The 26164-nt window shown below is 73.5% G+C and carries 22 protein-coding genes; 11 read left to right on the plus strand and 11 right to left on the minus strand.

The window, feature by feature from the left end:
* The first annotated feature begins 764 nt into the window (after positions 1 to 764).
* Complete coding sequence (locus ABZY20_RS10265) at positions 765 to 1271, plus strand: TspO/MBR family protein (protein WP_356439352.1); 507 nt, start codon at positions 765 to 767, stop codon at positions 1269 to 1271.
* 99 nt (positions 1272 to 1370) lie between these two features.
* Here ABZY20_RS10265 and ABZY20_RS10270 read toward each other — a convergent pair whose 3' ends face one another.
* The gene (locus ABZY20_RS10270; protein WP_356439355.1) at positions 1371 to 2318 is read right to left on the minus strand and encodes an SDR family oxidoreductase; all 948 of its coding nucleotides are present in this window, start codon (positions 2316 to 2318) and stop codon (positions 1371 to 1373) included.
* Positions 2319 to 2866: 548 nt separating this feature from the next.
* Between ABZY20_RS10270 and ABZY20_RS10275 the strand changes: the two genes are divergently transcribed.
* The 5 genes from ABZY20_RS10275 to ABZY20_RS10295 all read left to right on the plus strand — a co-directional run bounded on the left by ABZY20_RS10275 (position 2867) and on the right by ABZY20_RS10295 (position 8185).
* Entirely contained in the window at positions 2867 to 4339 is a 1473-nt protein-coding gene (locus ABZY20_RS10275; protein ID WP_356439357.1) for a Y4yA family PLP-dependent enzyme, read from the plus strand.
* Positions 4336 to 5676, plus strand: coding sequence for a pyridoxal-phosphate dependent enzyme (locus ABZY20_RS10280; RefSeq protein ID WP_356439360.1), 1341 nt, complete (start codon positions 4336 to 4338; stop codon positions 5674 to 5676). Before ABZY20_RS10275 ends, ABZY20_RS10280 begins: the two co-directional genes overlap by 4 nt.
* Before the next feature lie 5 nt (positions 5677 to 5681).
* Positions 5682 to 6878: an aminotransferase class V-fold PLP-dependent enzyme gene (locus tag ABZY20_RS10285; RefSeq protein ID WP_356439363.1), complete on the plus strand. Its 1197-nt coding sequence runs from the start codon at positions 5682 to 5684 to the stop codon at positions 6876 to 6878.
* Between the two features lie 92 nt (positions 6879 to 6970).
* Positions 6971 to 7735 (plus strand): class I SAM-dependent methyltransferase, encoded by a 765-nt coding sequence (locus ABZY20_RS10290; RefSeq protein ID WP_356439366.1) that lies wholly within the window; start codon positions 6971 to 6973, stop codon positions 7733 to 7735.
* A gap of 150 nt (positions 7736 to 7885) precedes the next feature.
* Positions 7886 to 8185 carry a hypothetical protein gene (locus tag ABZY20_RS10295; RefSeq protein ID WP_356439368.1) on the plus strand — a complete coding sequence of 100 codons (300 nt, stop codon included), beginning with the start codon at positions 7886 to 7888 and terminating at the stop codon, positions 8183 to 8185.
* A 73-nt stretch (positions 8186 to 8258) separates the two neighbouring features.
* On the opposite strand, the gene ABZY20_RS10300 is transcribed toward ABZY20_RS10295, so the two are convergent.
* Positions 8259 to 8705, minus strand: a complete 447-nt coding sequence (locus ABZY20_RS10300; protein WP_356439371.1) for a DUF6299 family protein — start codon at positions 8703 to 8705, stop codon at positions 8259 to 8261.
* Between the two features lie 245 nt (positions 8706 to 8950).
* Between ABZY20_RS10300 and ABZY20_RS10305 the strand changes: the two genes are divergently transcribed.
* Positions 8951 to 9145, plus strand: a complete 195-nt coding sequence (locus ABZY20_RS10305) for a DUF5999 family protein (protein WP_356439374.1) — start codon at positions 8951 to 8953, stop codon at positions 9143 to 9145.
* A gap of 5 nt (positions 9146 to 9150) precedes the next feature.
* On the opposite strand, the gene ABZY20_RS10310 is transcribed toward ABZY20_RS10305, so the two are convergent.
* On the minus strand, positions 9151 to 9549 hold the full coding sequence (locus ABZY20_RS10310) for a RidA family protein (RefSeq protein ID WP_356439377.1): 399 nt from the start codon (positions 9547 to 9549) through the stop codon (positions 9151 to 9153).
* Positions 9546 to 10721 (minus strand): acyl-CoA dehydrogenase family protein, encoded by a 1176-nt coding sequence (locus tag ABZY20_RS10315; protein WP_356439383.1) that lies wholly within the window; start codon positions 10719 to 10721, stop codon positions 9546 to 9548. Before ABZY20_RS10315 ends, ABZY20_RS10310 begins: the two co-directional genes overlap by 4 nt.
* Before the next feature lie 127 nt (positions 10722 to 10848).
* Here ABZY20_RS10315 and ABZY20_RS10320 point away from each other — a divergent pair, with 127 nt between their 5' ends.
* From ABZY20_RS10320 to ABZY20_RS10330, 3 genes are all read left to right on the plus strand, one after another.
* Positions 10849 to 12474 carry an AMP-binding protein gene (locus ABZY20_RS10320; RefSeq protein ID WP_356439386.1) on the plus strand — a complete coding sequence of 542 codons (1626 nt, stop codon included), beginning with the start codon at positions 10849 to 10851 and terminating at the stop codon, positions 12472 to 12474.
* Positions 12475 to 12489: 15 nt separating this feature from the next.
* On the plus strand, positions 12490 to 13302 hold the full coding sequence (locus tag ABZY20_RS10325) for a PaaX family transcriptional regulator C-terminal domain-containing protein (RefSeq protein WP_356439389.1): 813 nt from the start codon (positions 12490 to 12492) through the stop codon (positions 13300 to 13302).
* A 125-nt stretch (positions 13303 to 13427) separates the two neighbouring features.
* The gene (locus ABZY20_RS10330; RefSeq protein ID WP_356439392.1) at positions 13428 to 14000 is read left to right on the plus strand and encodes an isochorismatase family cysteine hydrolase; all 573 of its coding nucleotides are present in this window, start codon (positions 13428 to 13430) and stop codon (positions 13998 to 14000) included.
* A gap of 12 nt (positions 14001 to 14012) precedes the next feature.
* Here ABZY20_RS10330 and ABZY20_RS10335 read toward each other — a convergent pair whose 3' ends face one another.
* Positions 14013 to 16352, minus strand: coding sequence for a bifunctional salicylyl-CoA 5-hydroxylase/oxidoreductase (locus ABZY20_RS10335; protein ID WP_356439395.1), 2340 nt, complete (start codon positions 16350 to 16352; stop codon positions 14013 to 14015).
* Entirely contained in the window at positions 16337 to 17164 is an 828-nt protein-coding gene (locus ABZY20_RS10340) for an enoyl-CoA hydratase family protein (RefSeq protein WP_356439397.1), read from the minus strand. The genes ABZY20_RS10335 and ABZY20_RS10340 overlap by 16 nt, the downstream gene beginning before the upstream one ends.
* 306 nt (positions 17165 to 17470) lie before the next feature.
* On the opposite strand from ABZY20_RS10340, the gene ABZY20_RS10345 reads away from it, so the two are divergent.
* Positions 17471 to 17938, plus strand: coding sequence for an ATP-binding protein (locus ABZY20_RS10345; RefSeq protein ID WP_356439400.1), 468 nt, complete (start codon positions 17471 to 17473; stop codon positions 17936 to 17938).
* Here the strand turns inward: ABZY20_RS10345 and ABZY20_RS10350 are convergent.
* The 5 genes from ABZY20_RS10350 to ABZY20_RS10370 all read right to left on the minus strand — a co-directional run bounded on the left by ABZY20_RS10350 (position 17895) and on the right by ABZY20_RS10370 (position 26133).
* Positions 17895 to 19325 (minus strand): amino acid permease, encoded by a 1431-nt coding sequence (locus tag ABZY20_RS10350; RefSeq protein ID WP_356439403.1) that lies wholly within the window; start codon positions 19323 to 19325, stop codon positions 17895 to 17897. The genes ABZY20_RS10345 and ABZY20_RS10350 overlap by 44 nt on opposite strands.
* 179 nt (positions 19326 to 19504) lie before the next feature.
* A complete protein-coding gene (gene argF, locus ABZY20_RS10355; RefSeq protein ID WP_356439406.1) occupies positions 19505 to 20512 on the minus strand; it encodes an ornithine carbamoyltransferase in 1008 nt (335 codons plus the stop codon).
* Between the two features lie 120 nt (positions 20513 to 20632).
* On the minus strand, positions 20633 to 21856 hold the full coding sequence (locus ABZY20_RS10360; RefSeq protein WP_356439409.1) for an arginine deiminase: 1224 nt from the start codon (positions 21854 to 21856) through the stop codon (positions 20633 to 20635).
* A gap of 273 nt (positions 21857 to 22129) precedes the next feature.
* Positions 22130 to 24673, minus strand: coding sequence for a polynucleotide kinase-phosphatase (locus ABZY20_RS10365; protein ID WP_356439412.1), 2544 nt, complete (start codon positions 24671 to 24673; stop codon positions 22130 to 22132).
* Positions 24670 to 26133, minus strand: a complete 1464-nt coding sequence (locus tag ABZY20_RS10370; RefSeq protein WP_356439414.1) for a 3' terminal RNA ribose 2'-O-methyltransferase Hen1 — start codon at positions 26131 to 26133, stop codon at positions 24670 to 24672. Before ABZY20_RS10370 ends, ABZY20_RS10365 begins: the two co-directional genes overlap by 4 nt.
* Between the last annotated feature and the right edge of the window lie 31 nt (positions 26134 to 26164).

Below are 26164 nucleotides of genomic sequence, written 5' to 3' on the forward strand. Positions count from 1 at the left end.
AGTTTCCGGTGAATTCCGCATCGAGTTGCACATGGGTACCCGGCCGCTCTCGCTGCTCCGCTCGCATCAAGCGCGCTGCTTCACCTCCTTCGCCAAGGTCACCGACCGCAAGCAAACGCATTTCCCTCGACGTGCGGCTCCTGCGACCGGCTGCAGTGGGCACAGGCCGTTCGCTGTAAGGCATCGAGTGCGCCTCGGCCGTTCTGCGGAACCGCGCCACCCGGCGCTTGCCGCCGAAGGCGCCGTGTCGGCGGACACCGCCTGGTCGCCACTGCCTGCAAACGTCGAGTCGTCGGGATGACGGCCATGCCGAAGGCAGAAGCGGCCGGCCTCGATGACCTCGCACGCCCCCGCCAGAGCACCTGCCGCCCACGGTCGCGGTCGCATAAGCCGACCGCCAGCCACCCGGCTCCGCGGCCGCGTCATCTTCACTGGGCGCGACCCGTTCAAGGAGCGCGCGTTGCCGTTCATCCAGGGCGAACCACCGATGCACGACATCAGCCCACACCACGCCCGTACGCCCTGCGCTAGCCGAGAGAGCTCCTACGGACAGTCGGAGTTCCCTGGGACTTCTCTGGGACTTCCGGCTACACCAACGGGTACGAGCGTGAAGCAGTCGAAAGGCCATTCGTGCAGGTCGGCGACGCACGACCGTCATCGCGGCAGGTCACGGCGTCCGCTGGTCTCTTCCGGGACATCTGACGGGGAAAGCCGGCCGGTGCGCGGACGCGTGAAGAACGCGGCCGCACGGGCACTCGTCGGTCATGAGGCTCACCGAGGCGATCAGCCACCGTCCCCGGCCCAGCGCCGGGCTGCGCTACGGTGCGGCCGCGGCGGCGGTGGCAGCGGCCGCCGTGGCCGGGGGCAGTGCCGTCGACGCGGACAGCGCCTGGTACCGCGCGCTGCGCAAGCCGGACTGGCAGCCGCCGCCCTGGGCGTTCGGCGCGGTCTGGACGCCTCTGTACGGGACGATCGCCTACGCGGCCGGACACGCGCTCGGCCGGGTCGAGGCCGGGCCCGCGCGCAGGGCGCTCGTGGGGAGCTTGGCGGCGAATCTCGCCCTGAACGCGGGGTGGAACGTGCTCTTCTTCGCCCGCCGCAGCCCCGGGGCCGGGCTGGCCGGCACGCTGCTGCTCGATCTGAGCAACGCCGACCTGCTGCGGCGCACCTCCCGCGTCGACCGCACGGCGGCGCGGGCCCTCGTGCCGTACGCGGCCTGGTGCTGTTTCGCGACCGCGCTGAACGCCTCGATCGTCCGCCGCAACCGCTGAGGGCGTCCGCCCAACCGCTGCAAGGGGACGGTGGCCGCAGTGGGCCGCGCCGACGACGTAAAAAATCGAAATCGGTCGACCCCCCGGCCGGGCGTGGCGCTACGGCGATGGCGGGGGTGTGCGGCCTCGCCCCACCGACGTGTACGCCTCCCAGTCAGCCCGCCCGCCCGCGCCCATCACCCCCGTGCCCGCCGCCAGGTCGGCGGCCGGTGTGCGGCGCATCTCGCGGCGGGCGACGTGGCTGACCAGGACCGGGAACAGCGGCCTCAGCGGCTGGCACCAGCGCAGCCAGGGCGGTGCGTAGATGTGCGCGGCGCGCCGTTCGGCACCGGTGGCGAGCCAGTCGGCGACCTGGTCGGGGCTGTGCACCCGGCGGGCGAACCAGGGCTGGTGGCTGCGCAGGGCGCGCAGCACCGGGTGGTCGTCGATGTCGTTGATCATGTCGGTGCCGGTCCAGTGCAGGTAGGCGATGCCCACCGCGATCCCGTCGGGTTCGACCTCGCCGCGCAGGGCCTGGGCGAAGGACTCCGCGCCCGCCTTGGACGCGCAGTAGGCGCTCATCATGGGCGCGGACCCGAAGGCCGCGGTGGAGGCGACCTGCAGGAAGTAGCCGCGTGTGCGGGCGAGTTGGGGCAGGAAGGCGCGGGCGGTGTTGGCCGAGCCGACCAGGTTGACGTCGACGACGCGCCGCCACAGGTCCGCGTCGGTCAGCCGGAAGGGGCCGCCGGCGGCGACGCCCGCGTTGGCCACGACCACGGACGCGTCGCCGAGGCGGTCCGCCACCTGCCGCGCGGCCTCGTCGAGTGCGTCCTGGTCGGTGACGTCGGCCTCCACGCACAGGCTGGGGGTGGTGAGCGACGACGCGGCGGCGTGCAGGGTGTGTGCCTCGCGGCCGAGCAGCGCGACGTGCATGCCGGCGGCGGACAGGCGCCGTGCGAGGGCCTCGCCGATCCCCCGGGCGGCTCCCGTGACGACGGCGACGCGCCCCCGCAGGGGCGAGCCGGGGGCTGCCGCTGCGCTGGGGCGCGGCCCTGCGGTGCTGTGCATGGCGGTTCCTCGCTCTCGGCGGTGCGGACCGGCGGCGTACGGTGCCCGCGGACGCCACCCGCCGCCGCGCACGCGGGGGCATCGGGTACCCGTGACGGCGCTTTCGTACCGTCCGCCGGGGCGCGTGGGGCGCACGGGGTGCGCGGGGTGCGCGGACCCGGGCGCGGGCGCACACTGGACGCCGCACGCTGTGGGGACGGTGGCGGAGCGGCCCGTAGGCGGTCCGGGACCCGGTGGCCGTCCGGTTGTCTCCGGTGTGTCCGCACCGCCGCCCGCCGAGGGGCCGTGAACGGCGTCGTCCCTGGTCGCAGGGGTGTGGTCCCTCGCTCCGGGCCGTGCCGACCGCTCGGGCGGCCACGGCCGCGGTCGCGCCCCCTGGCGCGTTCCGTCCGGTCGGTCCGCGGTCGGCGTCCCGCTCCGGGCGGAACAGGACGCGGCCGTACAGGGCGTAAAGCGACCGAAGAATGGATATGGGCTATACGGCGTAACGCGGGGAGTTTCCGACGGGCCCGGATGCCGGGCGCAGCGGCTTCAGGGGAGGAGCGCGCATGGCCGGCCGGCCCTTGTATCTCGAACCGCGGCTGGAGCCACGGCTGAGGTCGCTCGTGGCGGCGACGGAGACGGTGCACTCGCTCACCGACGCGCTCGGTTCGCCGCTGCACGTGGTGGTGCCGGACCAGATCGCGGAGAACGTGGAGCGGTTCCGGTCGGTGTACCGCGCGCACCACTTGCCGGGGCAGGTCTTCTACGCCCACAAGGCCAACCGGTCCAGTGCGCTGCTGCGCCGGCTCGCGGCCACGGACGCGGGGGTGGACGTCGCGTCGCTGGGCGAGCTGCAGCACGCGCTGGGCGCCGGTTTCCCGGCCGGCCGGATCACGGCCACGGGTCCGAAGAACCCGGAGTTCCTGTGGCTGGCGGCCCGCACGGGCGTCACGGTCAGCGTCGACGGCCCGGGCGAACTCGACCAGCTCGCCGCGCTGGTGCGCAAGTACACGCTCGACCGGGTTCCGGTCCTGCTGCGGCTGTCGGGGTTCGAGGCGTCGGGGGTGCGGGTGCTGAGCCGGCGCAGCCGTTTCGGCACGCCGGTGCGGGAGGTGGAGCCGCTGCTGGAGGCGGTCGAGCGGCACGCCGACGCGGTCGATCTGACCGGGGTCGCCTTCCATCTGGACACCACGAGCGTCGTGGAGAAGGCGACCGCCCTGGAAGGGTGCCTGGCGGCCCTGGAGGCCTGCCGGAGCCGGGGGTTGCGGCCCCGCGCGGTGGACGTGGGGGGCGGGTTCGGCATCAGCTACCTCGCCGAGCGGGAGCAGTGGGACACGTACACGAGCGAGCTGACCTCGGCGGTGCTGGGCCGTCGCCCGCCGCTGACGTGGGGCGGGCACGGCTACGGGCTGCGCAACGACTCCGGCACCCTGCGCGGCACGCTCGGCCTCTACCCCGCCCACCGGTCCGTCGCCGGCGCCGCCTACCTGGACGAGCTGCTGTCCCAGCCCGCCCCCTCCCTCGGCGGCCGCCCTCTGGCCGCGCTGCTGCTGGAGCACCTCTACGACCTGCACACCGAGCCAGGCCGTGCGCTGCTGGACCAGTGCGGGCTGACGCTGGCCCGCGTGCTGGAGGTCCGCAGCCCGCCGTCCGGCGGCGCGCTGCTGGTACGGCTGGCCGCGAAGGCCGACGACATCGCCCTGGAGGACCACGGCGTGCTGATGGACCCGGTGCTCGTCCCGAGAGGCGGAGGCGGAGGTGGGCCGGACGACGGGCCCGTCGCCGTGCACCTCTTCGGCAGCCTGTGCCTGGAGAGCGACCTGATCACCCGGCGCACGGTGTTCCTGCCGCGCCGCCCGGCCCCCGGCGACCTGCTGGTCTTCGCCAACACCGCCGGGTACGCGATGGACTTCCACGCCACGGGCGCCCAGCACCTGCCCGCCGCCCGCAAGGTCGCCGCCTGGCAGGACGGCGACCGCTGGCGGTGGTGCCTCGACGAGCAGTTCTGGCCGATCACGCCCTCGGGGGGAGTTCAGTGAGGTACGACAGCGTCACCGAGGCGATAGGCAACACCCCGCTGGTGCGGATCGACCCGGCCGTGCACGGTCTGCGCCACATCGACCTGTACGCCAAGCTGGAGATGCTCAACCCCTTCGGCTCGGTCAAGGACCGGGCGGCCTGGAGCATGGCGGGCCCGCTGCTGCCCGAGGCGGTGCGGCAGGGCAGCCAGGTCGTGGAGCTGTCCAGCGGCAACACGGCGAAGGCGCTGGCGGTGGTCGCCGGCATGCACGGCCTGCGCTTCAAGAGCGTCACCAACCGGATGCGGGTCCCGGAGATCAAGGACCTCCTGCTGCTGCTCGGCGCGGAGATCGAGGAGCTGCCGGGCCAGAGCGAGTGCCTGGACCCGACCGCGACGGACGACCCGCTGACCCTCTTCCACCGGACGCTGTCCGCCTCCGGCAGCGCCTATCTGCACACCGACCAGTACTTCAACCCGCGCAACACCGAGGCCCATCTGACCGGCACCGGCCCGGAGATCGTGAAGGACCTGGACGGCCGGGTCCCGGACTGGTTCGTGGCGTGCGTGGGCACGGCCGGCTCCTCCACGGGCGTGGCCCGGTCGCTGCGCGAGGAGGACCCCTCCGTGCGGGTGGTCGGGCTGGTCGCGGCCAAGTCCGACTTCATCCCCGGGATCCGCACCATCGACGAGGTGCAGGAGGTCGGCCTGTTCGACCCGGAGACGTACGACGTGATGGAGTCGGTGAGCGCCGACGAGGCGATCGAGGGGATGCTGACGCTGAACCGCCGCTGCGGCATCCTCGGCGGGCCGACGGGAGGGGCGGCCTACTTCGGGGCGGTGCGTCATCTGCGCGCTCTGGACGAGGAGTTGAGCGCCCCGGACGAGGAGTCGCCCGAGCGGCGGACGGCGGTGTTCATCGTCTGCGACCGGGTGGAGAGCTATCTGAGCTACGTCCGGCAGCGGCGACCCGACCTGCTGGGCCGGCCGCCCCGGAAGAACTCCCCGGCCGACCTGTCCGACACCGAGGTCGCGCAGGCGCCGTCGGTCACGGTGGCCGAGGCCCGGCGCTGGATCGACACCGACGGGCCGCTGGTGGTCGACCTGCGCAGCCCGTACGCGTACGCGGCGCTGCACATCGACGGGTCGGTCAACATCGTCGACGAGATGTTCGCCGAACTCGTGCGGGGCGGGCTGCCGTTCAGCCGGAGCCGGCCGGTGCTGCTGGCGTGCCCGGTGGGCGAGCAGTCCGCCCGGTACGCGGCGCTGCTGACCCGCATGGGCCATCCGGACGTGCGCAGTCTGGCCGGCGGCGTCATCGCCTGGCGGGACGCGGGCGCCCCCCTGGTGCGGGACTGACCGCCATGACCGCACCGGCAGGGATCGACGAACTGAGCGCCTGGCAGCGGGAGTTGCGTGAGCAGTTCCCCATCGTCACCGCGCACCCGGAGCTGGCGTACCTGGACAGCGCGGCCACGGCGCAGAAGCCGCGGGCCGTGCTGGACGCCGTGCAGAGGTATCTGACGACGTCCAACGCCAACTCCGCGCGCGGCACCTACACCTGGGCCAACCGCACCACCGAGCTGGTCGAGCGCACCCGCGGGCGGGTCGCCCGGTTCCTCGGGGACCCCGGGGCGGAGGGCGGGTCCGTCCACTTCACCGGCGGCACGACCGAGGGACTGCGCACGATCGCCCGTGACTGGCTGCCGGGGTTCCTGCGCGACGGCGACGAGATCGTCGTGCCCGACGCCGACCACCAGGCCAACATCGTGCCCTGGCTGGAGGCCCGGCAGTCGCTCGCCCGCCAGGGTGTGCGGGTGCGGGTGGTGCCGATGCCGTACCAGAGCGGCTCCGGGGACTACGACCACCGGGTGCTGGCGGAACGGGCGGGGCCGCGCACCCGGTTCGTGGCCACCACCCATGTGCACCACGTGTACGGCGGCGACATGAACGTGCACCGCATCCGGCAGGCCGTCGGCCCGGACGCGGTGATCTGTCTGGACGCGGCGCAGAGCGTAGGCCATCTGCCGGTGTCCGTGGCCGAGCTGGACGTCGACTTCGTCGTCTTCTCCGGGCACAAGGCGCTGGCGCTGCCCGGTTCGGGGGCGATCTGGGCACGGCAGGCGCGCGGTCCGGCGTTCACGCCCGGCGGGTGGAGCGGCACCCCGAACACCGTGGGCATCGCCTCGCTGGAGGCGGCCCTCGACTGGCTGGACGCGGCCGGTGTGGAGCGCATCGAGCGGTGGACGGCCGATCTGGCGTCCCGGCTCACCGACGGGCTGCGGCGGCTGGACGCCTACGAGGTCCTCGGCTGCCCGCTCAGCCTGGCGGCCGGCTCGGCGGTGCAGCGGCGGCAGGGCATCGTCACCCTGCGGCACCGGGCCATCGACTCGGGCGACCTGGGCTTCATCCTGTTCAGCCACGGGTTCATGGTCCGCTCCGACCACCACTGCCAGGGCGACGCGGGCGAGAAGACCGGTTCGGTGCGGGTGAGTCTGCACGTGTACAACACCGTCGAGGAAGTCGACCGGTTGCTGTCCGTTCTCACATCACTCTCGTGACCGCACGCGCTGGGCGTAATGGGAACCGTTTCCACCTGTAGGCTCGGGCCCGACAGGAGTTCACGGGCGAGACGGCAAGGTGGCACGACCCGATGGGGCTGAGTCTGGAGACGGCGGAACGATGGGTGGAGCGCTGGGAGCTCCAGCAGCAGCGGTACGCCGTCGACCGCGAGGAGCGGTTCACGGTGATCGCCGACGTCGTCGAGCACGTCACCGCCGGGCGCTCCGCCGCGCCCCTCGTCGTCGACCTGGGCTGCGGGCCGGGCTCGCTGGCGGCCCGGCTGGTCCGGCGGCTGCCGGACGCGGAGATCGTGGCCGTCGACCGGGACCCGCTGCTGCTGGAGCTGGGCCGCACCCACCATCCCGACGCGGCCCGCTACGTCGACGCCGAGATCGGGGCACCCGGCTGGGTGTGGACCCTCGGCCTCGACCGCCCCCTGGACGCGGCCGTCTCCACCACCGCCCTGCACTACCTGGACCGCGAGACCCTGCTGCGCACCTACCGGCAGCTCGCCGTCCTGCTGCGCCCCGGGGGCGTCCTCGTCAACGGCGACCACCTCCCCCAGGACCACACGGGCCCGGCCGCGATCGCCGCCCACGTCGGGCGGTGCCACGCCGGCCGGCAGCGGGTGTTCACGCACGAGGACTGGGGTTCCTGGTGGGCCGCCGTCGCCCGGGACCCCGAGCTGACCGACCTCCTCGCCGAGCGCCGCCGCCGCGTCAGCCCCGTCGACGCCGCCCGCCCGGCCGAACTCCCCCTCTCCGCCCATCTGGACCTGCTCCGGGAGGCGGGCTTCAGCCAGGCGGGACCGGTCTGGCAGTACGGCGACAGCTGCGTGGTCGTGGCGGTGCGCTAGCCCTCCCCGGGTCTCACCCCGCCGCGCCGCCGAGTGGTGGGCCGGGGCGGGCCGCCGGACCATGGACGCAGAGATCGCCGTACGTCCGTGCCGTCAGGGCAGCCCGACCCCGGCACCGCGGCGAGCACCCCGCACGCGAGGAGCACCCTCATGACCACCGCCGAGCACATCACCCACGACGGTCACGCGCACGCCCACGGCGACGGCTGCGGCCACGTCGCGTTCCCCCACGGCGACCACACGGACTACGCCCACGACGGCCACATCCACCGGATGCACGGGGACCACGTCGACGAGTGCGCGCACAGCGGTCACACCACGCACCGCAACCACGACCACCAGCACGGCGACGACTGCGGCCATCTGGCCGTACGGCACGGCGACCACACGGACTACGTGCACGACGGCCACCGGCACGCCGCCCACGACGGTCACTGGGACGACCACTGACGTCCCGGCAGGGCAACGGACCGGCGGGCGCCCCGTGAAGACGGGGCGCCCGCCGGTCCGTTCGGCGTGGGTCTCAGCCCTGGACCAGGGTCACCGCCCGTGCCGAGGAGGCGTGGAAGCTGGGCAGCGGCAGACCGCTGAAGGTGCGCAGCTCCAGCAGGGCCGCCTCGACGTGCGCGGCGCCGGCCACGAGCGCGCCGGGCGCGGTGCGGCCGGTGTTCACCCAGCGGTGCTCGGCGCCGTCGCACACGGCGCGGCTGTCGCCGACGCCGTGGCGGGTGGTGGAGGCGCCCTGGCTCACGGAGGAGCTGACGAAGACCGGGCCGCTGGAGCCGGCACAGCGGTAGGTGCCGGACAGGGTGACGGTGCCGTCGGCGGCGATGCGGCCCACGGCGTCGATCGTCACGGCCTCGGTGGGGGCCGCGGCGGGGGCGTGCGCGCCGGCGGGGGCGGCTGCCGCGCCGGTGAGCAGGAGCAGCGCGGCACCGGTCGCCGCGCCGAGAAGGGGACGTACACGCATGGGGGGAACCTCCCGAAAGGAGTGGAATGACCGGACCCCACTCGTACCGGCCCTCCGGGCCGCCGCCCGTGACCCTCACCCCTTCGGTGGCGAGTCCGCCCCGGCCGTCGTGGAACGGTCCCGGGAATGTCCGGGGCGTGTCACGCTTCACGCAGGCCCGTTCCGGTGGGTTCGAGACGGGAGCATGGTCGGTCCGTAGGAGTCCTGTGAACCCTTCGGATGTCCCACCGACGTGGAGGTGCGCCATGTGTGCCCACGAGCCCCAGTGCCCCGCGAACGACTCCCCCGGCGCGCACGTCGTCGCCGCCCACCCCGAGCAGGGCTGGTACCTGCGCTGCGACGGGGTGATCGCCTTCGACGACACCGGTGAACTGCTCCCGGACGGCCGCGTGGTGGAGCCCCACCGGGTGACGGCACCGCGACTGGCCGCCGCGGCCTGAGGGCCCTACGGCAGCACCGCGAAGCCGTCCAGCTCCACCAGCGCCTCCTCGTCCCACAGCCGGACGACCCCGACGACCGCCATGGCGGGGTAGTCGCGGCCGGCCAGCCGCCGCCACACCCGGCCGAGTTCGGGGGCGTGCGCGCGGTAGGCGGCGACGTCCGTGGCGTAGACGGTGACGCGGGCGAGGTCGGCTGCCGTGCCGCCGGCGGCGGTGAGGGCGGCCAGCAGATTGGCGAGGGCCCGCTCGAACTGCTCCGGCAGGCTCTCCCCGACCACCTTGCCCTCGCCGTCCAGGGCGGTCTGCCCCGCCAGGAACACCACCCGGGAGCCACGGGCCACGACGGCGTGGGTGAAGCCCGCCGGCGGGGAGAGGCCGGGCGGGTTGACGCGCTCGCTGCTCACTCGGCCTCCAGGTTCGCGTACAACTCCTTGGCGATGATGCCGCGTTGCACCTCGCTGGCGCCCTCGTAGACGCGCGGGGCGCGCACCTCGCGGTAGAGGTGTTCGAGCAGATGACCGCGCCGCAGCGCCCGGGCGCCGTGCAGCTGGACGGCCGTGTCGACGACGTACTGGGCGGTCTCCGTGGCGAGCAGTTTCGCCATGGCGGAGCGCCGGGGGACGTCCGGGGCCTTCTCGTCGTACGCCGTGGCCGCCGCGTAGACCATCAGCCGGGCCGCCTCCGTGCGCAGGGCCATCTCGGCCACCTGGTGGGAGACGGCCTGGAGGTCCCTCAGCTTGCCCCCGAAGGCGTCCCGGGCGGCGGTGTGGGCGAGGGTCGCGTCGAGAGCGGCCCGGGCCATGCCGACCGCGAAGGCGCCGACGCTGGGGCGGAACAGGTTGAGCGTGCCCATCGCGACCCGGAAGCCGCGGTCGGTCTCCCCGAGCACGTCGTCGGCGGTCACCGGTACGGCGTCGAAGTCCAGGGCGCCGATGGGGTGCGGGGAGAGCATGTCGAGGCCCGTGCCGGTGAGTCCCGGCCGGTCGGCGGGGACCAGGAAGGCGGTGACGCCCCGGGCCCCGGCGCCGGGGGTGGTCCGGGCGAAGACGGTGTAGAAGTCGGCCTCGGGGGCGTTGGAGATCCAGCACTTCTCGCCGGTGAGCCGCCAGCGGGCGGGGCCGTCGGGGGTGGCGTCCAGGTGGGCGGCGGGCGGATCCGCCGGGTCCGGTGCGGGCTCCGCCCTGAGTTCCAGGGCCGCCGCGTCCGATCCCGCTCCCGGCTCGCTCAGCGCGAAGGCCGCGATCGCGGTGCCGTCGCAGACCCGGGGCAGCCAGCGGGCGCGCTGGGCCCGGGTGCCGTGGGCGTGGACGGGGTGGGCGCCGAGGCCCTGGAGGGCGAGGGCCGTCTCCGCCTCCGTGCAGCCGTGGGCCAGGGACTCGCGCATCAGGCACAGGTCGAGCGCGCCCGAGGCGAACAGGCGCCGGAGCAGGCCCGTCCGGCCGAGCTCGGCGACCAGGGGCCGGTTCACGCGCCCGGGTTCGCCCTGGTCGGCCAGCGGGCGGAACCGGTCCGCGGCCAGTGCGCGCAGCTCGGCGCACCAGGCCAGTTGTGCCGGTTCGAGCGAGAATGCGGTCATCGCCGGTCCCTTCTCCGCCACCCTGCGTTCCGGCCGGGTCACTCCGAGGCTATCGCGGACCGTTGACTGTCGTCACCAACACGATACGCTCCAGGGGCGAGCCCACCACGCCGAGGGGGCGAACCGTATGCATCCACGGGGCACGGCCCACGTCGACACCTTCGCCCGGGACCATCTGCCACCCCCGGAGCAGTGGCCCGACCTCCGCTTCGATCTGCCGGAGCTGCGCTATCCGGAACGGCTCAACTGCGCCGCCGCGCTGCTGAGCGGCCCGCCGGACGACCGCCCCGCCTTCCTCACTCCGGCCGGTGCGCCGTGGACGTACGGCGATCTGCGCGCCCGCGTCGACCGCATCGCGCACCTGCTCACCGGCGACCTCGGTGTCGTCCCCGGCAACCGCGTGCTGCTGCGCGGCCCCACCACGCCCTGGCTCGCGGCCTGTTGGCTGGCCGTGCTGAAGGCGGGGGCCGTGGCCGTCACGGTCCTCGCCCAGCAGCGCCCGCACGAGCTGAGCACCCTGTGCGAGATCGCGCGGGTGCGGCACGCCCTGTGCGACATCCGGGTCGTGGACGACCTCGCCAAGGCCGGGATACCGGACCTGCGGATCACGGCCTACGGCGGTGACGCCCCGGACGACCTGCTGCACCGCCCGGCGCCCGGCACACCGTACGAGGCCGTCCCGACGGCGGCCGACGACGTGGCGCTGATCGCCTTCACCTCCGGCACCACCGGCCGCCCCAAGGGCTGCATGCACTTCCACCGGGACGTCCTGGCGATAGCCGACACCTTCTCCCGGCACGTGCTGCGCCCGCACGCCGACGACGTCTTCACCGGCAGCCCTCCGCTCGGCTTCACCTTCGGGCTCGGCGGTCTCGTGGTGTTCCCGCTGCGGGCCGGGGCGAGCGCGCTGCTGCTGGAGCAGGCCGGGCCCCGGCAGCTGCTGCCCGCCATCGCGCGGCACCGGGTCTCCGTCCTGTTCACCGCCCCGACGGCGTACCGCGCGATGCTCGACGAGCTCGACGGCCACGACGTCTCGTCCCTGCGCCGCTGCGTCTCGGCCGGCGAGAACCTGCCGGCGGCCACCTGGCAGGCCTGGCGGGACCGCACCGGCCTGCGCGTCATCAACGGCATCGGCGCCACCGAGCTGCTGCACATCTTCATCTCGGCGGCCGACGAGCGGATCCGGCCCGGTACGACGGGCCTGCCCGTACCGGGCTGGCAGGCGCGTGTGCAGGACGCGGACGGCGAGCCGGTGCCCGACGGCGAACCCGGTCTGCTCGCCGTGCGCGGCCCGGTCGGCTGCCGCTACCTCGCCGACCCGCGGCAGCGGGAGTACGTACGCGGCGGCTGGAACATCACCGGCGACACCTACGTCCGCGAGCCCGACGGGTACTTCCGGTACGTCGCCCGCGCCGACGACATGATCATCTCGGCCGGGTACAACATCGCCGGCCCGGAGGTCGAGGACGCGCTGCTGCGGCACCCGGACGTGGTGGAGGCGGCGGTGGTGGGGCGGCCGGACGAGGCGCGCGGACAGGTGGTGGTCGCCTACACCGTCCTGAAAGAGGGCGCGCGCCGGGACGCGGAGGCACTGCGCGCCTTCGTCAAGGGCGAGTTGGCCCCGTACAAGTGCCCCCGTGAGCTCGTGTTCCTGGACGCGCTGCCGCGCACGGCCACCGGCAAGCTCCAGCGGTTCAGGCTGCGCGCGGGAGGCGGAGTTCCGGCCGGCGACCCCGGTGGCGACCGGGACTGACCCGTACGACCTAAGATGATCAACGTGTCCGACCAGCATGCACCACGGTCTCTCATCGTCACGCTCTACGGCGCGTACGGCCGCTTCGTGCCGGGCCCCGTGCCCGTCGCCGAACTGATCCGGCTGCTGGCCGCGGTCGGCGTGGACGCCCCGTCCGTCCGCTCCTCGGTGTCGCGGCTGAAAAGACGCGGACTGCTCGTGCCGGCCCGCACCGCCCAGGGCGCGGCCGGGTACGAACTGTCGCCGGACGCACGCCAGTTGCTCGACGACGGCGACCGGCGCGTCTACGCCTCGGCGCCGCCCGGGGACGAGGGCTGGGTGCTGGCGGTGTTCTCGGTGCCGGAGTCGGAGCGCCAGAAGCGGCACGTGCTGCGCTCCCGTCTGGCGGGCCTCGGTTTCGGCACGGCGGCCCCCGGCGTGTGGATCGCGCCCGCGCGCCTCTACGAGGAGACCCGGCACACCCTGCAGCGGCTGCGGCTCGACGGCTACGTCGACTTCTTCCGCGGCGACCACCTGGGCTTCGCCCCGACCGCCGAGGCCGTCGCCCGCTGGTGGGACCTGGCCGCCGTCGCCAAGGAGCACGAGGCGTTCCTCGACCGTCACGAGCGCGTGCTGCACGACTGGCGCGAGCGGGACGACACCCCCGCCGAGGAGGCCTACCGCGACTACCTCCTCGCCCTCGACTCCTGGCGCCACCTGCCCTACGCCGACCCCGGGCTCCCCTCGGAGCTGCTGCCGCCGGACTGGCCCGGCGTCCGCTCCTCGGCGGTGTTCCGGGAACTGCACGAGCGGCTGCGGGACGCCGGGGCGGCCTTCGTGGGGCTGTGACGCGGCGGGAGCGGAGCCGCACCGCCCCCGGTTAGGCACTCGGGCACCCCGGGTACTCGTCAGCGCGTTCCCGGACCCCCACCACACGCCTCACCCGGGAAACGCGAGGCACGGAGAAGACGAGCATGGAACGACAGGAAGGTCCGCGGCGGACGGCTCTGATCGTGGTCGACATGATCAACACCTACGACCACCAGGACGCCGAGCTGCTCGTGCCGTCCGTCGAGCGGGTCGTGCCCGTCGTCGCGGAGCTGATCGCCCGCGCCCGGGAGGCGGACGTGCCGGTGATCTACGCGAACGACAACTTCGGACGGTGGCGCTCCCACCACGGAGAGCTGGTCGAGGCCGCGCTGGCCCGGCCGCGCGCCGACCTGATCGAGCCGATCAGGCCCGACGAGGAGTCGCTGTTCGTGATGAAGGCACGCCACTCCGTCTTCTACGAGACCCCCCTCGCCTACCTCCTGTGGAGCCTGGGGGTCGGCCATGTGGTGCTGGCCGGCCAGGTGACCGAGCAGTGCATCCTCTACTCCGCGCTGGACGCGCACATCCGGCACCTGGAGGTCACGGTGCCCCGGGACGCCGTCGCCTCCATCCATCCGCACCTGGCCTCGGCGGCGCTGGAGATGATGGAGCGCAACATGGGCGCCCGGATCGTCACGACGAAGGAGACCGGGTTCACGCGGGCCGACGACCGCTAGGGCGTCACGGCGTCACAGGCTCAGCCGTGGTTTGGGGGCGTCGAGGCGGCCCGTCCGGGGGCGGCGGCTGCCCGCCCGGTAGGGGGCCGGCCAGACGGCGCCCGGGCCGGTGTACTCCTGCTCGGCCGCCGCGTGGAGGGTCCAGTGGGGGTCGTAGAGGTGGGGGCGGGCCAGGGCGCACAGGTCCGTACGGCCCGCCAGGATCAGGGAGTTGACGTCGTCCCAGGAGGAGATCGCGCCGACCGCGATGACCGGGACGCCGGTGGCGTGGCGGATCCGGTCGGCGAAGGGGGTCTGGTACGACCGTCCGAACTCCGGCCGCTCCTCGGCCACCACCTGGCCCGTCGAGACGTCGATCGCGTCGGCGCCGTGCGCGGCGAAGGCGCGGGCGATCTCGACCGCGTCCTCGGCCGTGGTGCCGCCCTCCGCCCAGTCGGTGGCGGAGATCCGGACCGTCATGGGCCGCTCCCCCGGCCACACGGACCGTACGGCGTCGAAGACCTCCAGCGGGAAGCGGAGCCGCCGGCGCAAGGAGCCGCCGTAGGCGTCGGTGCGCCGGTTGGTCAGCGGGGAGAGGAAGCCGGAGAGCAGGTAGCCGTGGGCGCAGTGCAGTTCCAGCAGGTCGAAGCCGGCGCGGGCGGCACGACCGGCGGCTGCCGCGAACTGCTCGCGCAGGTCGGTGAGTTGGGCGCGGGACAGCTCACGCGGGATCCGGCCGGACTCCTTGTAGGGGAGCGCGGAGGCAGCCACCAGGGGCCAGTTGCCCTCCTCCAGCGGTTCGTCCATGCCCTCCCACATCGGTTTCGTGGAGCCCTTGCGGCCGCTGTGGCCGAGCTGGACGCCGACCGCGGTGCCGGGTGCCCGGTCGTGCACGAAGTCCGTGATCCGCTTCCACGCCTCGGCCTGCCGTCCGGTGTAGAGGCCCGCGCAGCCGGGCGTGATGCGGCCCGCCGCGCTGACGCAGACCATCTCGGTCATGACCAGCCCGGCCCCGCCCAGCGCCCGTGCGCCCAGGTGGACGAGGTGGAAGTCGCCGGGGACGCCGTCGACGGCCGAGTACATGTCCATGGGCGAGACGACGACCCGGTTGCGCAGGGTCAGTCCGCGCAGCCGGAACGGGGTGAACATCGGGGGCGTGCCGGGCGGACAGCCGAACTCGCGCTCCACCGCCTGCGTGAAGCGGGCGTCCCGCAGGCGCAGGTTGTCGTGCGTGACACGGCGGCTGCGGGTGAGCAGGTTGAAGGCGAACTGGCGGGGCGGCTGGTCCAGGTACAGGGCGAGGTTCTCGAACCACTCCAGGCTGGCCCGGGCCGCGCGCTGGGTGGAGGCGACGACGGGGCGCCGTTCCGTCTCGTAGGCGGCCAGGGCTTCCGGCAGGGAGTCGCGTTCCCGCAGGCAGGCGGCGAGGGCGAGGGCGTCCTCGACGGCGAGCTTGGTGCCGGAGCCGATGGAGAAGTGGGCGGTGTGGGCGGCGTCGCCGAGGAGGACGACGTTGCCGTGCGACCAGCGGTCGTTGACGACGGTGCGGAAGGTCGTCCAGGCGGAGTTGTTGGACTTCAGGGGGCGGCCGCGCAGGGCCTCGGCGAAGATCTTGGCGCAGCGTTCGACGGACTCGGCCTCGCCGAGGTCGCCGAATCCGGCCGCCTGCCACACCTCCTCGCGCATCTCGACGATCACCGTGGAGGCGTCCGGCGCGTAGGGGTAGCCGTGGAGCTGCATGACGCCGTGCTCGGTCTCGGCGATCTCGAAGCGGAAGGAGTCGAAGGGGAAGTCGGCGGCGAGCCAGATGTAGCGGCAGCGGTGGGCGGTGACGCGGGGGCGGAAGACGTCCGCGTGGGCCTCGCGGGTGGTGCTGTGGATCCCGTCGGCGGCGACGACCAGGTCGTGGGTGTGCGCGAGGTCCTTCGGCGCCTCGGTGCGAAAGCGCAGCCGCACGCCGAGGTCGTGGCAGCGGGCGTGCAGGATCTCCAGCAGGCGCCGGCGGCCGAGGGCGGCGAAGCCGTGGCCGCCGGAGGTGTGGCGGACGCCGCGGTGGACGATGTCGATGTCGTCCCAGCGGACGAAGTCGCGCCGCAGGGCCGCGTAGACCTGCGGGTCGGCGTGCTCGATGCCGCCGAGGGTCTCGTCGGAGAGGACCACGCCGAAGCCGAAGGTGTCGTCGGGGGCGTTGCGCTCCCAGACGGTGACGTCACGGGCGGGGTCGAGGCGCTTGAGGAGGGCGGCGGCGTAGAGGCCGCCGGGGCCGCCGCCGATGACGGCGACGCGCAGGGGTCCGCCCGGCGCGGGCCGCGGGTGCGGGCCGTCGGCGGCCGGCCGCGCCCCCGAGGGCGATCCCCTCACCGTCCGCTCCATCGAGGAGGGCGCTTCTCGGTGAACGCCGCGTGGAACTCCGCGTAGTCCTCCCCGGTCATCAGCAGGGCCTGCGTGGAGGCGTCCAGCTCCACGGAGGCCGCCAGCGGCATGTCCAGCTCGGCGGTGAGCAGGGCCTTCGTCTGGGCGTGGGCGAGGGCCGGGCCCTCCGCCAGGCGCCGGGCCAGCCGCCGGGAGGTCTCGTCGGCCCGGCCCTCCTCCGTCAGCTCGCTGATCAGGCCGATGCGCTCGGCCTCGGGGGCGCGGACCGGATCGCCCAGCATCAGCAGGCGGGTCGCGTGTCCCAGGCCGACGACCCGGGGCAGCAGATAGGCCGCGCCCATGTCGCCGCCGGACAGGCCGACGCGGGTGAAGAGGAACGCGAAGCGCGTGCTGGGGTCGGCGACGCGGAAGTCGGCGGCCAGGGCCAGCACCGCCCCGGCGCCCGCCGCCACGCCGTGCAGCGAGGCGATCACCGGGAACGGGCACTCGCGGATCGCACGGACCACCTGGCCGGTCATCCGGTTGAAGTCGAGCAGCCGGGCGGTGTCCAGGGAGAGGGTGGCGCCGATGATCTCGTCGACGTCGCCGCCGGAGCAGAAGCCACGGCCCTCGCCGGCCAGCACCAGCGCCCGTGCCGCGCGCTCCCGGGACAGCTCCGCGAGCAGGTCGCGCAGGTCGGCGTAGGCGCCGAAGGTGAGCGCGTTGAGCTTCTCGGGGCGGGCCAGGGTGACGGTCGCGACGCCGTCGGTGAGGTCGACGCGGAGGTGCTCCCACTTGGGGGTGCGGGTGGCGGAGCCGGTGAAGGGACTCATGACGCGCGGCCTCCTCGGGCGGGCACTGCCTCACTGAGCTCTACCCCACGAAGCTATCACTCATCCGTGACTGTCGTCACGAGTACGCGATAGACCCTCCGGGTAGGAATCCGGTGCGGACCGGACCGACCCGGGCCGGTCACATCCGTCACAGATCCTCGACACGGACGTAACGGCGGGACCTGCTGTGCGCGGCACCGCGTTCACCTGGGTAAGCCGTCCGCGAGGGGGCGAGGGCGCCCCCGACGGTGCCCCTCGGACGCCTCGGAAAAGCGGCGCCGTACCATTCATCAGGTTGAAAGCAGGATGTCCTGCTGCAGGAACGGACCCGCCTTGTACGAACTCCCCTCAGCCCCCGCCTCCTGGCGCATCGCGCTGCCGCACACCACAGCGGCGGTGCCCGTGGCCCGCGCCCTGGTCCGTACGGCGCTGGCCGAGCTGGAGCACGGGGCGGACTGCGACACCGCGGAGCTGCTCACGGCGGAGCTGGTGGCCAACGCCGTGGAGCACACCTCCGGGGAGAAGCCGATAGAGCTGGTGGTGGAGCTGATGCCGTCCGGCTGCCAGGTCGAGGTGCACGACACCGACCCGGCTCCGCCCGGCGATCTCACCCGTCCGGCCGGCGGGCCGCCCGACCCCTGGCAGGAGCACGGGCGCGGACTGCTGCTGATCCGCGCCCTGAGCTCCTCGTGCGGGCACCGGCCCACCGACTCCGGCAAGGCGGTGTGGTTCAGGCTGGCTGCGGTTCCGGCTCAGCGGCGTCCGTCGGCGTGACCCGGGCGAGCCGGGAGTTCCGGCGCCCGTAGCACGCGTACAGGGCGATGCCCGCCGCGAGGAACACCGCGAACTGGATCCAGGTCGCCGGGCCCGTCTCGTACATCAGGTACAGGCAGAAGACGACGCCGAGCAGCGGGGTGGCGGGGTAGAGCGGCACCCGGAAGGTGCGGGCGAGGCCCGGCTCGCGGCGGCGCAGCGCGATCACGGCGATGTTGACGACGGCCATCACGGCGAGCGTGCCGATGGTGCACAGGTTGACCACCGCGTCCAGCGGCGCGAAGGCGGCGGGGAGCGCGAAGACCACCGCCACGATCAGCGTGCCGGCGACGGGCGTGGAGGTCTTCGGGGAGACCTTCTCGAACACCCGCGGGATCAGCCCGTCGCGGGACATGGACATCAGGATCCGGGTCTGGCCGTACATCACGGCGAGCACCACCGAGGCGATGGCGACGACCGCGCCGAAGGCGATCACACCGCCGCCGACCCCGGAGCCCGTGACCCGGTCGACGACGTAGGAGAGCGCCGCCGGGCGGCCGCCGACCGCGTCGCCGCCGATGGCCCCGATCGCGGCGAGCGCGACCGCGCAGTAGAGCAGGGTGACCAGGCCGATGCAGACGAGGATCGCGACGGGGATGTCCCGGCGCGGGTTCTTCGCCTCCTCGCCGGCCGTGGTGATCGCGTCGAAGCCGATGTAGGAGAAGAAGGCGGCGGTGGTGCCCGCACCGATGCCGGCGAGGCCGGCCGGCGAGAACGGGGTGAGGTTGCCGTCCCGGAAGGCGGTGAAGCCGATGGCGAGGAACGCCACGAGGACGGCGATCTTCAGCACGGCCATCGCGGCGGTGGCCCGGGCGCTCTCGCGCACCCCGCGCACCAGGAGGACGGCGGCCATGGCGATGACGACGACGGCCGGCAGGTTGATCAGCCCGCCCTCGGCCGGGCCCGCCGACAGGGCCGTGGGCAGGCGCAGTCCGACGAGGCTGTCGAGCAGCTCGTTGACGTACTGGCTCCAGCCGACCGCCACGGCGGACACCGACACGCCGTACTCCAGCAGCAGGCACCAGCCGACGAGGAAGGCCGTGCCCTCGCCGAGTCCGGCGTAGGCGAAGGAGTACGAGGAGCCGGACACCGGGATCGCGCCGCCCAGCTCGGCGAAGGCGAACGCGGTGAAGACGCAGGTGATCGCGGCCAGCACGAAGGAGACGACGACGGCCGGGCCGGCCTGGGCGACCGAGTCGGACAGGCCGACGAAGATGCCGGTGCCGACGATCGCGCCGACGCCGAAGCAGACGAGCTGGAAGAGGCCCATCGTGCGCTTGAGGCCGTGGCCTTCGCGGTCGGCGCCGGATTCGGCCACCAGCAGACGGGACGACTTGTAGCGGGGCATGCGGGTGGTGCTCGTTTCTGGTGGTGCGGGAGTGCGACGGGTGTGTCGCGCGGGCGGCCGCGGAGTACGGGTGGCTCCGGGCCGCCGGTCAGCATAAGGCCTGTTCAGGCGAGGGTTGTCACGGCCTGTTCAGGCGAGGGTTGTCACGGCCTGTTCAGGCCAGGGTTGTCACGGCCTGTTCAGGCGAGGGTCGCCACCATGACCGCCTTGATGGTGTGCATCCGGTTCTCCGCCTCGTCGAAGACGACCGAGTGGGCCGACTCGAAGACCTCGTCGGAGACCTCCAGGTACTCCAGGCCGTGGGCCGCGTGGATCTCCCGGCCGACCTTCGTGCCGAGGTCGTGGAAGGCGGGCAGGCAGTGCAGGAACTTCACGTCCGGGTTGCCGGTGGCGCGCAGGACGTCCATGGTCACCGCGTACGGGGCGAGGGCGGTGATGCGCTCGGCCCAGACCTCCTTCGGCTCGCCCATGGAGACCCACACGTCGGTGGCGACGAAGTCGGCGCCGCGCACCCCCTCGTCGAGGGTCTCGGTGAGTGTGATGCGGGCGCCGCTGCTCTCGGCGAGGGCGCGGGCCCGGTCGACGACCTCCTCGGCGGGCCAGTAGGCCTTCGGCGCGACGAGCCGGACGTCCATGCCGAGCAGGGCGCCGGTCACCAGGTAGGAGTTGCCCATGTTGAAGCGGGCGTCGCCGAGGTAGGCGAAGGCGATCTCGGTCAGCGGCTTGGCGCAGTGCTCGGTCATGGTCAGCACGTCGGCGAGCATCTGGGTGGGGTGCCAGTCGTCGGTGAGCCCGTTGTAGACCGGCACCCCGGCGAACGCGGCCAGCTCCTCCACCTTGTGCTGGCTGTCGCCCCGGTACTCGATCGCGTCGTACATCCGGCCCAGCACCCGCGCGGTGTCCTTGACCGACTCCTTGTGGCCGATCTGGGAGCCGGAGGGGTCGAGGTACGTGGTCGAGGCACCCTGGTCGGCGGCCGCGACCTCGAACGCGCAGCGGGTGCGGGTGGAGGTCTTCTCGAAGATCAGCGCGATGTTCCGGCCGCGCAGGTACGGGGTCTCGGTCCCGGCCTTCTTGGCGGCCTTCAGCTCGGCGGCCAGCTCGACCAGACCGCGGAACTCCTCCTCGGTGAGGTCCAGCTCCTTGAGGAGGTGACGGCCGGCGAGGGCGGTCGGGACTGTCGCCATGGGGGCGCTCCAGGGATACGGGGACGCGGACTGCTGGAATACTATACGAAACTCAGCATGCCTATACGGGCGACCCGGGCGGGTCCGGCAGCCGCGGCCGGCCTGGCAGCCCCGACCGCCTCACACGGGGTCGCGCTCGACCGGGCAGCTCATGCAGCGCGGCCCGCCCCGGCCCCGGCCCAGCTCGCTGCCCGGGATCTCTATCACCTCGATGCCCTGCTTGCGCAGATGGGTGTTGGTGGTGGCGTTCCGCTCGTAGGCGACCACGACGCCCGGTTCGACCGCGAGGACGTTGCAGCCGTCGTCCCACTGCTCGCGCTCGGCCGCGTGCACGTCCTGGGTCGCGGTCAGCACGCGGATCTCGCTCAGGCCGAGCGCGGCGGCGATCGCGCGGTGCATGTGCTCCGGCGGATGGTCGGTGACCTTCAGCTCCTTCTCGCCGACGCCCGGCTCGATGGTGTACGAGCGGAGCATGCCGAGGCCCGCGTACTGGGTGAAGGTGTCGCCGTCGACCATCGTCATCACGGTGTCCAGGTGCATGAAGGCACGCCGCTTCGGCATGTCGAGGGCGACGATCGTCTGCGCGGACCCGGCGGCGAACAGCTTGTGCGCGAGCATCTCCACGGCCTGCGGGGTGGTCCGCTCGCTCATGCCGATGAGCACGGCCCCGTTGCCGATGACCAGCACGTCCCCGCCCTCGATGGTGGACGGGTAGTCGGCCTGGCCCTCGGACCAGACGTGGAAGTCCTCCTCGCGGAACAGCGGGTGGTGCCGGTAGATCGCCTCGAAGTGCACGGTCTCGCGCTGCCGGGCGGGCCAGCGCATGGCGTTGATGGAGACGCCGTCGTAGATCCAGGCGGAGGTGTCACGGGTGAACAGGTGGTTGGGCAGCGGGCCCAGCAGGAAGTCGTCCAGCTCCATGACGTGGAAGCGCACCGAGGCGGGCTCCGGGTGCACGTCGAGGAACTCGCGTTTGGTCATGCCGCCGACCAGCACCTCGGCCAGCTCCCGCCCGGGCAGGTGCTCGAAGGCGGATCTGAGGTGGTCGGTGGCCAGCGGGCCGTACTCCTTCTCGTCGAAGACCCGGTCCAGGACGAGGGATCTGGCCTGCGGGAACTCCAGCGTCTCGGCCAGCAGGTCACCGAAGAGGTGGACGGTGACGCCCCGGTCGCGCAGCACGTCGGCGAACCCGTCGTGCTCGGCACGGGCCCTGCGCACCCACAGCACGTCGTCGAAGAGCAGCGAGGTCTTGTTGCTGGGGGTGAGCCTTTTGAGCTCGAGATCCGGCCGGTGCAGGATGACGCGGCGCAGCCGCCCGGCCTCGGAGTGGACGTGGTATGCCATGCCTCCATCCTGACCACCCGAGGCCGTCTTGACGCGCTCCTCGCACGTTTCCGCGCACTCTTGTTCGCGTCGGCCTGACGACAACGGCGCGTCGCGGGGTCACCCGCCGGGCAGCGGCCGGAGCAGCCGGGGCCGCGCGGGCAGACGGCGCGTCGCCCGCCCCCGTCCGGGCACGGCCCGCTCGACGATCCGGCCGGCAGGCGCGGTCGGTGCGGGAGCGGGGGCCGTCCGGTCGAGCACCCCTGGGGTGGGACGCCCGACCGGAACCGATCGTCACAGCCTCGGATCCACCGGCTCCGACTCCAGCGCCAGCACCGCGAACACCGCCTCGTGCACCCGCCACAGCGGCTCGCCCTCCGCCAGGCGGTCCAGCGCCTCCAGGCCCAGTGCGTACTCGCGGATCGCCAGGGAGCGCTTGTGGTTGAGGAACCGGGAGCGCAGACGGGCCAGGTTCTCCGGGCGGGTGTACTCGGGGCCGTAGATGATCCGCAGGTACTCGCGGCCCCGGCACTTGATGCCGGGCTGGACCAGGCGGCCCCGACCGTCGCGGACGAGCGCGCCGAGCGGCTTGACGACCATGCCCTCGCCGCCCCGGCCGGTCATCTCCAGCCACCAGTCGGTGCCGGCGCGCACCGACTCGGGGTCGCCGGTGTCGACGTAGAGGCGGCGGGTGGTCCGGAGCAGGCCGCTGCCGTCGTGCTCGACGAGCCGGTCGAGCAGGGCGAGCTGCTCGTCGTGCGGGAGCGCGGCAAGGCTGCGGCCCCGGACCGCGAGGATCTGGAACGGGGCCAGGCGCACGCCGTCCAGGCCGTCGGTGGTCCAGCAGTAGCGGCGGTAGGCCGCCGTGAACGCCTCGGCGTCGGCCGCCCGTTCGCCGGTGCGGGCCAGCAGGCCGGAGACGTCCACGCCCCGCTTTGCGGCGCCCCGCAGCGCGGCCAGCGCGTCCGGGAGCGCGGCGCCGGAGGCGGCGCCCACGGCGGCGTACTGCGACCGCAGCAGCCCGGACGCCTTCAGCGACCAGGGCATCAGCTCGGCGTCGAGCAGCAGCCAGTCCGTGTCCAGGTCCGCCCAGAGGGCCGCCTCGCCGGCCGCCGTGCGCAGCCGGCCGAGGATCTCCTCGGTGACCGTGCCGTCGTCGAAGAACGGACGGCCGGTGCGGGTGTAGAGGGAGCCGGTGGAGCCGTCCCCGGCGCCGAAGCGCTTGCGGGCCGTCTCCGCGTCGCGGCACACCAGGGCCACCGCCCGCGAGCCCATGTGCTTCTCCTCGCACACGACCCGGGCGACGCCGTCCCGCTCGTACTGGGCGAAGGCCTCGGCCGGGTGCTCCAGGTAGCCGTCGATGTGACTGGTGGCCGTCGGGGCCATGGTCGGCGGCAGGTACGGCAGCAGCCGCGGGTCCACCGCGAAGCGGCTCATGACCTCCAGGGCCGCCGCCGCGTTCTCCTCGCGGACCGCGACGCGCCCCTGGTACCGGGTCTCCACGACCCGGCGGCCCTGCACGTCCGCCAGGTCCAGCGGGCGGCCGTCGTGCCCGCCGGGCGCCTCGCTGCGCAGCGGCTTCAGCGGCTCGTACCAGACCCGCTCGGCCGGTACGTCGACCAGTTCGCGCTCCGGCCAGCGCAGCGCGGTGAGCTTGCCGCCGAAGACGGCGCCGGTGTCCAGGCAGATGGTGTTGTTGAGCCAGGTGGCCTCCGGGACCGGGGTGTGGCCGTAGACGACCGCCGCCCGGCCGCGGTACTCCTCCGCCCACGGGTAGCGCACGGGCAGGCCGAACTCGTCGGTCTCGCCGGTGGTGTCGCCGTACAGGGCGTGGCTGCGGACCCGGCCGGAGGTGCGGCCGTGGTACTTCTCGGGCAGCCCGGCGTGGCAGACGACGAGCCGGCCGCCGTCGAGGACGTAGTGGCTGACGAGCCCGTCGAGGAACTGCCGCACCTCGGCGGCGAACTCCGCGCTCTCGCCCGCCATCTGCTCGATCGTCTCGGCGAGGCCGTGGGTGTGCTGGACCTTGCGGCCGCGCAGGTGACGGCCGTACTTGTTCTCGTGGTTGCCGGGCACGCACAGGGCGTTGCCGGACTTCACCATGGACATCACGCGGCGCAGCACGCCCGGGCTGTCGGGGCCGCGGTCGACGAGGTCGCCGACGAAGACGGCGGTGCGGCCCTCGGGGTGCACGCCGTCGGTGTAGCCCAGCTTGCCGAGCAGCGCCTCCAGTTCGGCGGCGCAGCCGTGGATGTCGCCGATGATGTCGAACGGGCCGGTGAGGTGGGTCAGGTCGTTGAAGCGCTTCTCGGTGACGACCGTGGCGTGCTCGGCCTCCTCGGCGCCGCGCAGGACGTGCACCTTGCGGAATCCCTCGCGCTCCAGGTGGCGCAGGGAGCGGCGCAGTTCGCGGATGTGGCGCTGGATGACCCGGCGGGGCATGTCGGCGCGGTCGGTGCGGGCCGCGTTGCGCTCGGCGCACACCTCCTCGGGCACGTCGAGCACGATGGCGATGGGCAGCACGTCGTGCTCGCGAGCCAGGTCGATCAGCCGGCGGCGGGCCTCGGACCGCACGCTGGTCGCGTCCACGACCGTGCGGCGGCCGGCGGCCAGGCGCTTGCCCGCGATGTAGTGCAGGACGTCGAAGGCGTCCTTGGTCGCGCTCTGGTCGTTCTCGTCGTCCGAGACCAGACCGCGGCAGAAGTCGGAGGAGATGATCTCGGTCGGCTTGAAGTGCCTGCGTGCGAACGTGGACTTGCCGGAGCCGGAGGCGCCGACGAGCACCACCAGGGACAGGTCGGTGACGGGCAGCACGCGCCCCTCGCGTGTGTCGGTCATGCCGCCTTCGCCTCCTTCGCCACGGTCAGGGTGAACACGGCCATCTGGGTGGGCGGGCCCACCTCCGGGTCGTCGGGGCCCACGGGCTCGTACGCGACCGTGTAGCCGTGGCGTCCGGCCACCTCCTCGGCCCAGGCCCGGAACTGCGCGCGGGTCCACTCGAAGCGGTGGTCGCCGTGCCGGACGTGGCCGGCCGGGAGGGACTCCCAGCGCACGTTGTACTCGACGTTCGGGGTCGTCACGACGACCGTGCGCGGGCGGGCCGCGCCGAACACGGCGTACTCCAGGGCCGGCAGCCGGGGCAGGTCGAGGTGCTCGACGACCTCGCTGAGCACGGCGGCGTCGTAACCCTTGAGCCGGCGGTCGGTGTAGGCGAGCGAGCCCTGGAGGAGCGTGACGCGGGAGGCCTGCCGCTCGCCCATGCGGTCCAGTTTCAGACGGCGGGCGGCGATGGTGAGGGCGCGCACGGACACGTCGACGCCGACGATCTCGGTGAACGCCGGGTCCTTGAGCAGCCGCTGCACCAACTGGCCCTGCCCGCAGCCCAGATCGAGGACCCGGGCGGCTCCGGACCGGGTGAGGGCGGTGAGAATCGCGTCCCGGCGCTGCTCGGCCAGCGGGGCCGGCTTCTCCTCGGTCCCGGTCTCCGCCTCGACCGCGTTGTCGATCGTCTCGACCTCGCTGTCGTCGGCCTGGGCGAGCCGGACGAGTTCCAGCCGCTCGGTCGCCTGCCGGGTCAGGGACCAGCGGCGGGAGAGGTAGCGGCTGGTGATCAGCTTCTGCTCCGGGTGGCCGGGCAGCCAGCCCTCGCCGGCGCGCAGCAGCTTGTCGACCTCGTCGGAGGAGACCCAGTAGTGCTTGGCGTCGTCCAGGACGGGGAGCAGGACGTACAGGTGGCGCAGGGCCTCGGCGACGGTCAGCGCGGTGGAGTCCAGGGCGAGACGCACGTACCGCGAGGCGCCCCACTCGGGGAACTCCGTGTCCAGCGGCACGGGTTCGGCCGTCACCGTCCAGCCGAGCGGCTCGAACAGCCGGCGTACCAGCTCCGGGCCGCCGCGTGCGGGCAGCGCGGGCACCTCGACCCGCAGGGGCCTGGCCTGCCCGGGCAGGTCGGGACGGGCGCGGCAGACGCCCTTCATCGCGCTGGAGAAGACGCCGCTCAGCGCCACGGCGAGCAGGGAGGAGGCCGCGTAGGGGCGGTCGTTGACGTACTGCGCGAGGGCGGCGTCCGGGGCGCCGCCGCGGCCCTTGCCCTTGCCCTTCCTGACCAGGGCCACGGCGTCCACCTCCAGCAGCAGCGCCGCCGTGCAGCGCCGGGCGTCCGCCTCGGGGTAGAGGACGTGCGCGGTGCCGGAGGAGGTGGAGAACGCCTGCGCCTTGTCGGGATGCTTGTGCAGCAGGTGGCCGAGGTCGGTCGCGGGGCGCTCGGGGGTGCCGGTGGTACTGATCGTCAGGAACATGCGGAGGGCCTCTCCGGCTGGGTGGACGGCT

Source organism: Streptomyces sp. NPDC006624 (genome assembly GCF_040611555.1).
In the GTDB taxonomy this organism is placed as follows: domain Bacteria; phylum Actinomycetota; class Actinomycetes; order Streptomycetales; family Streptomycetaceae; genus Streptomyces.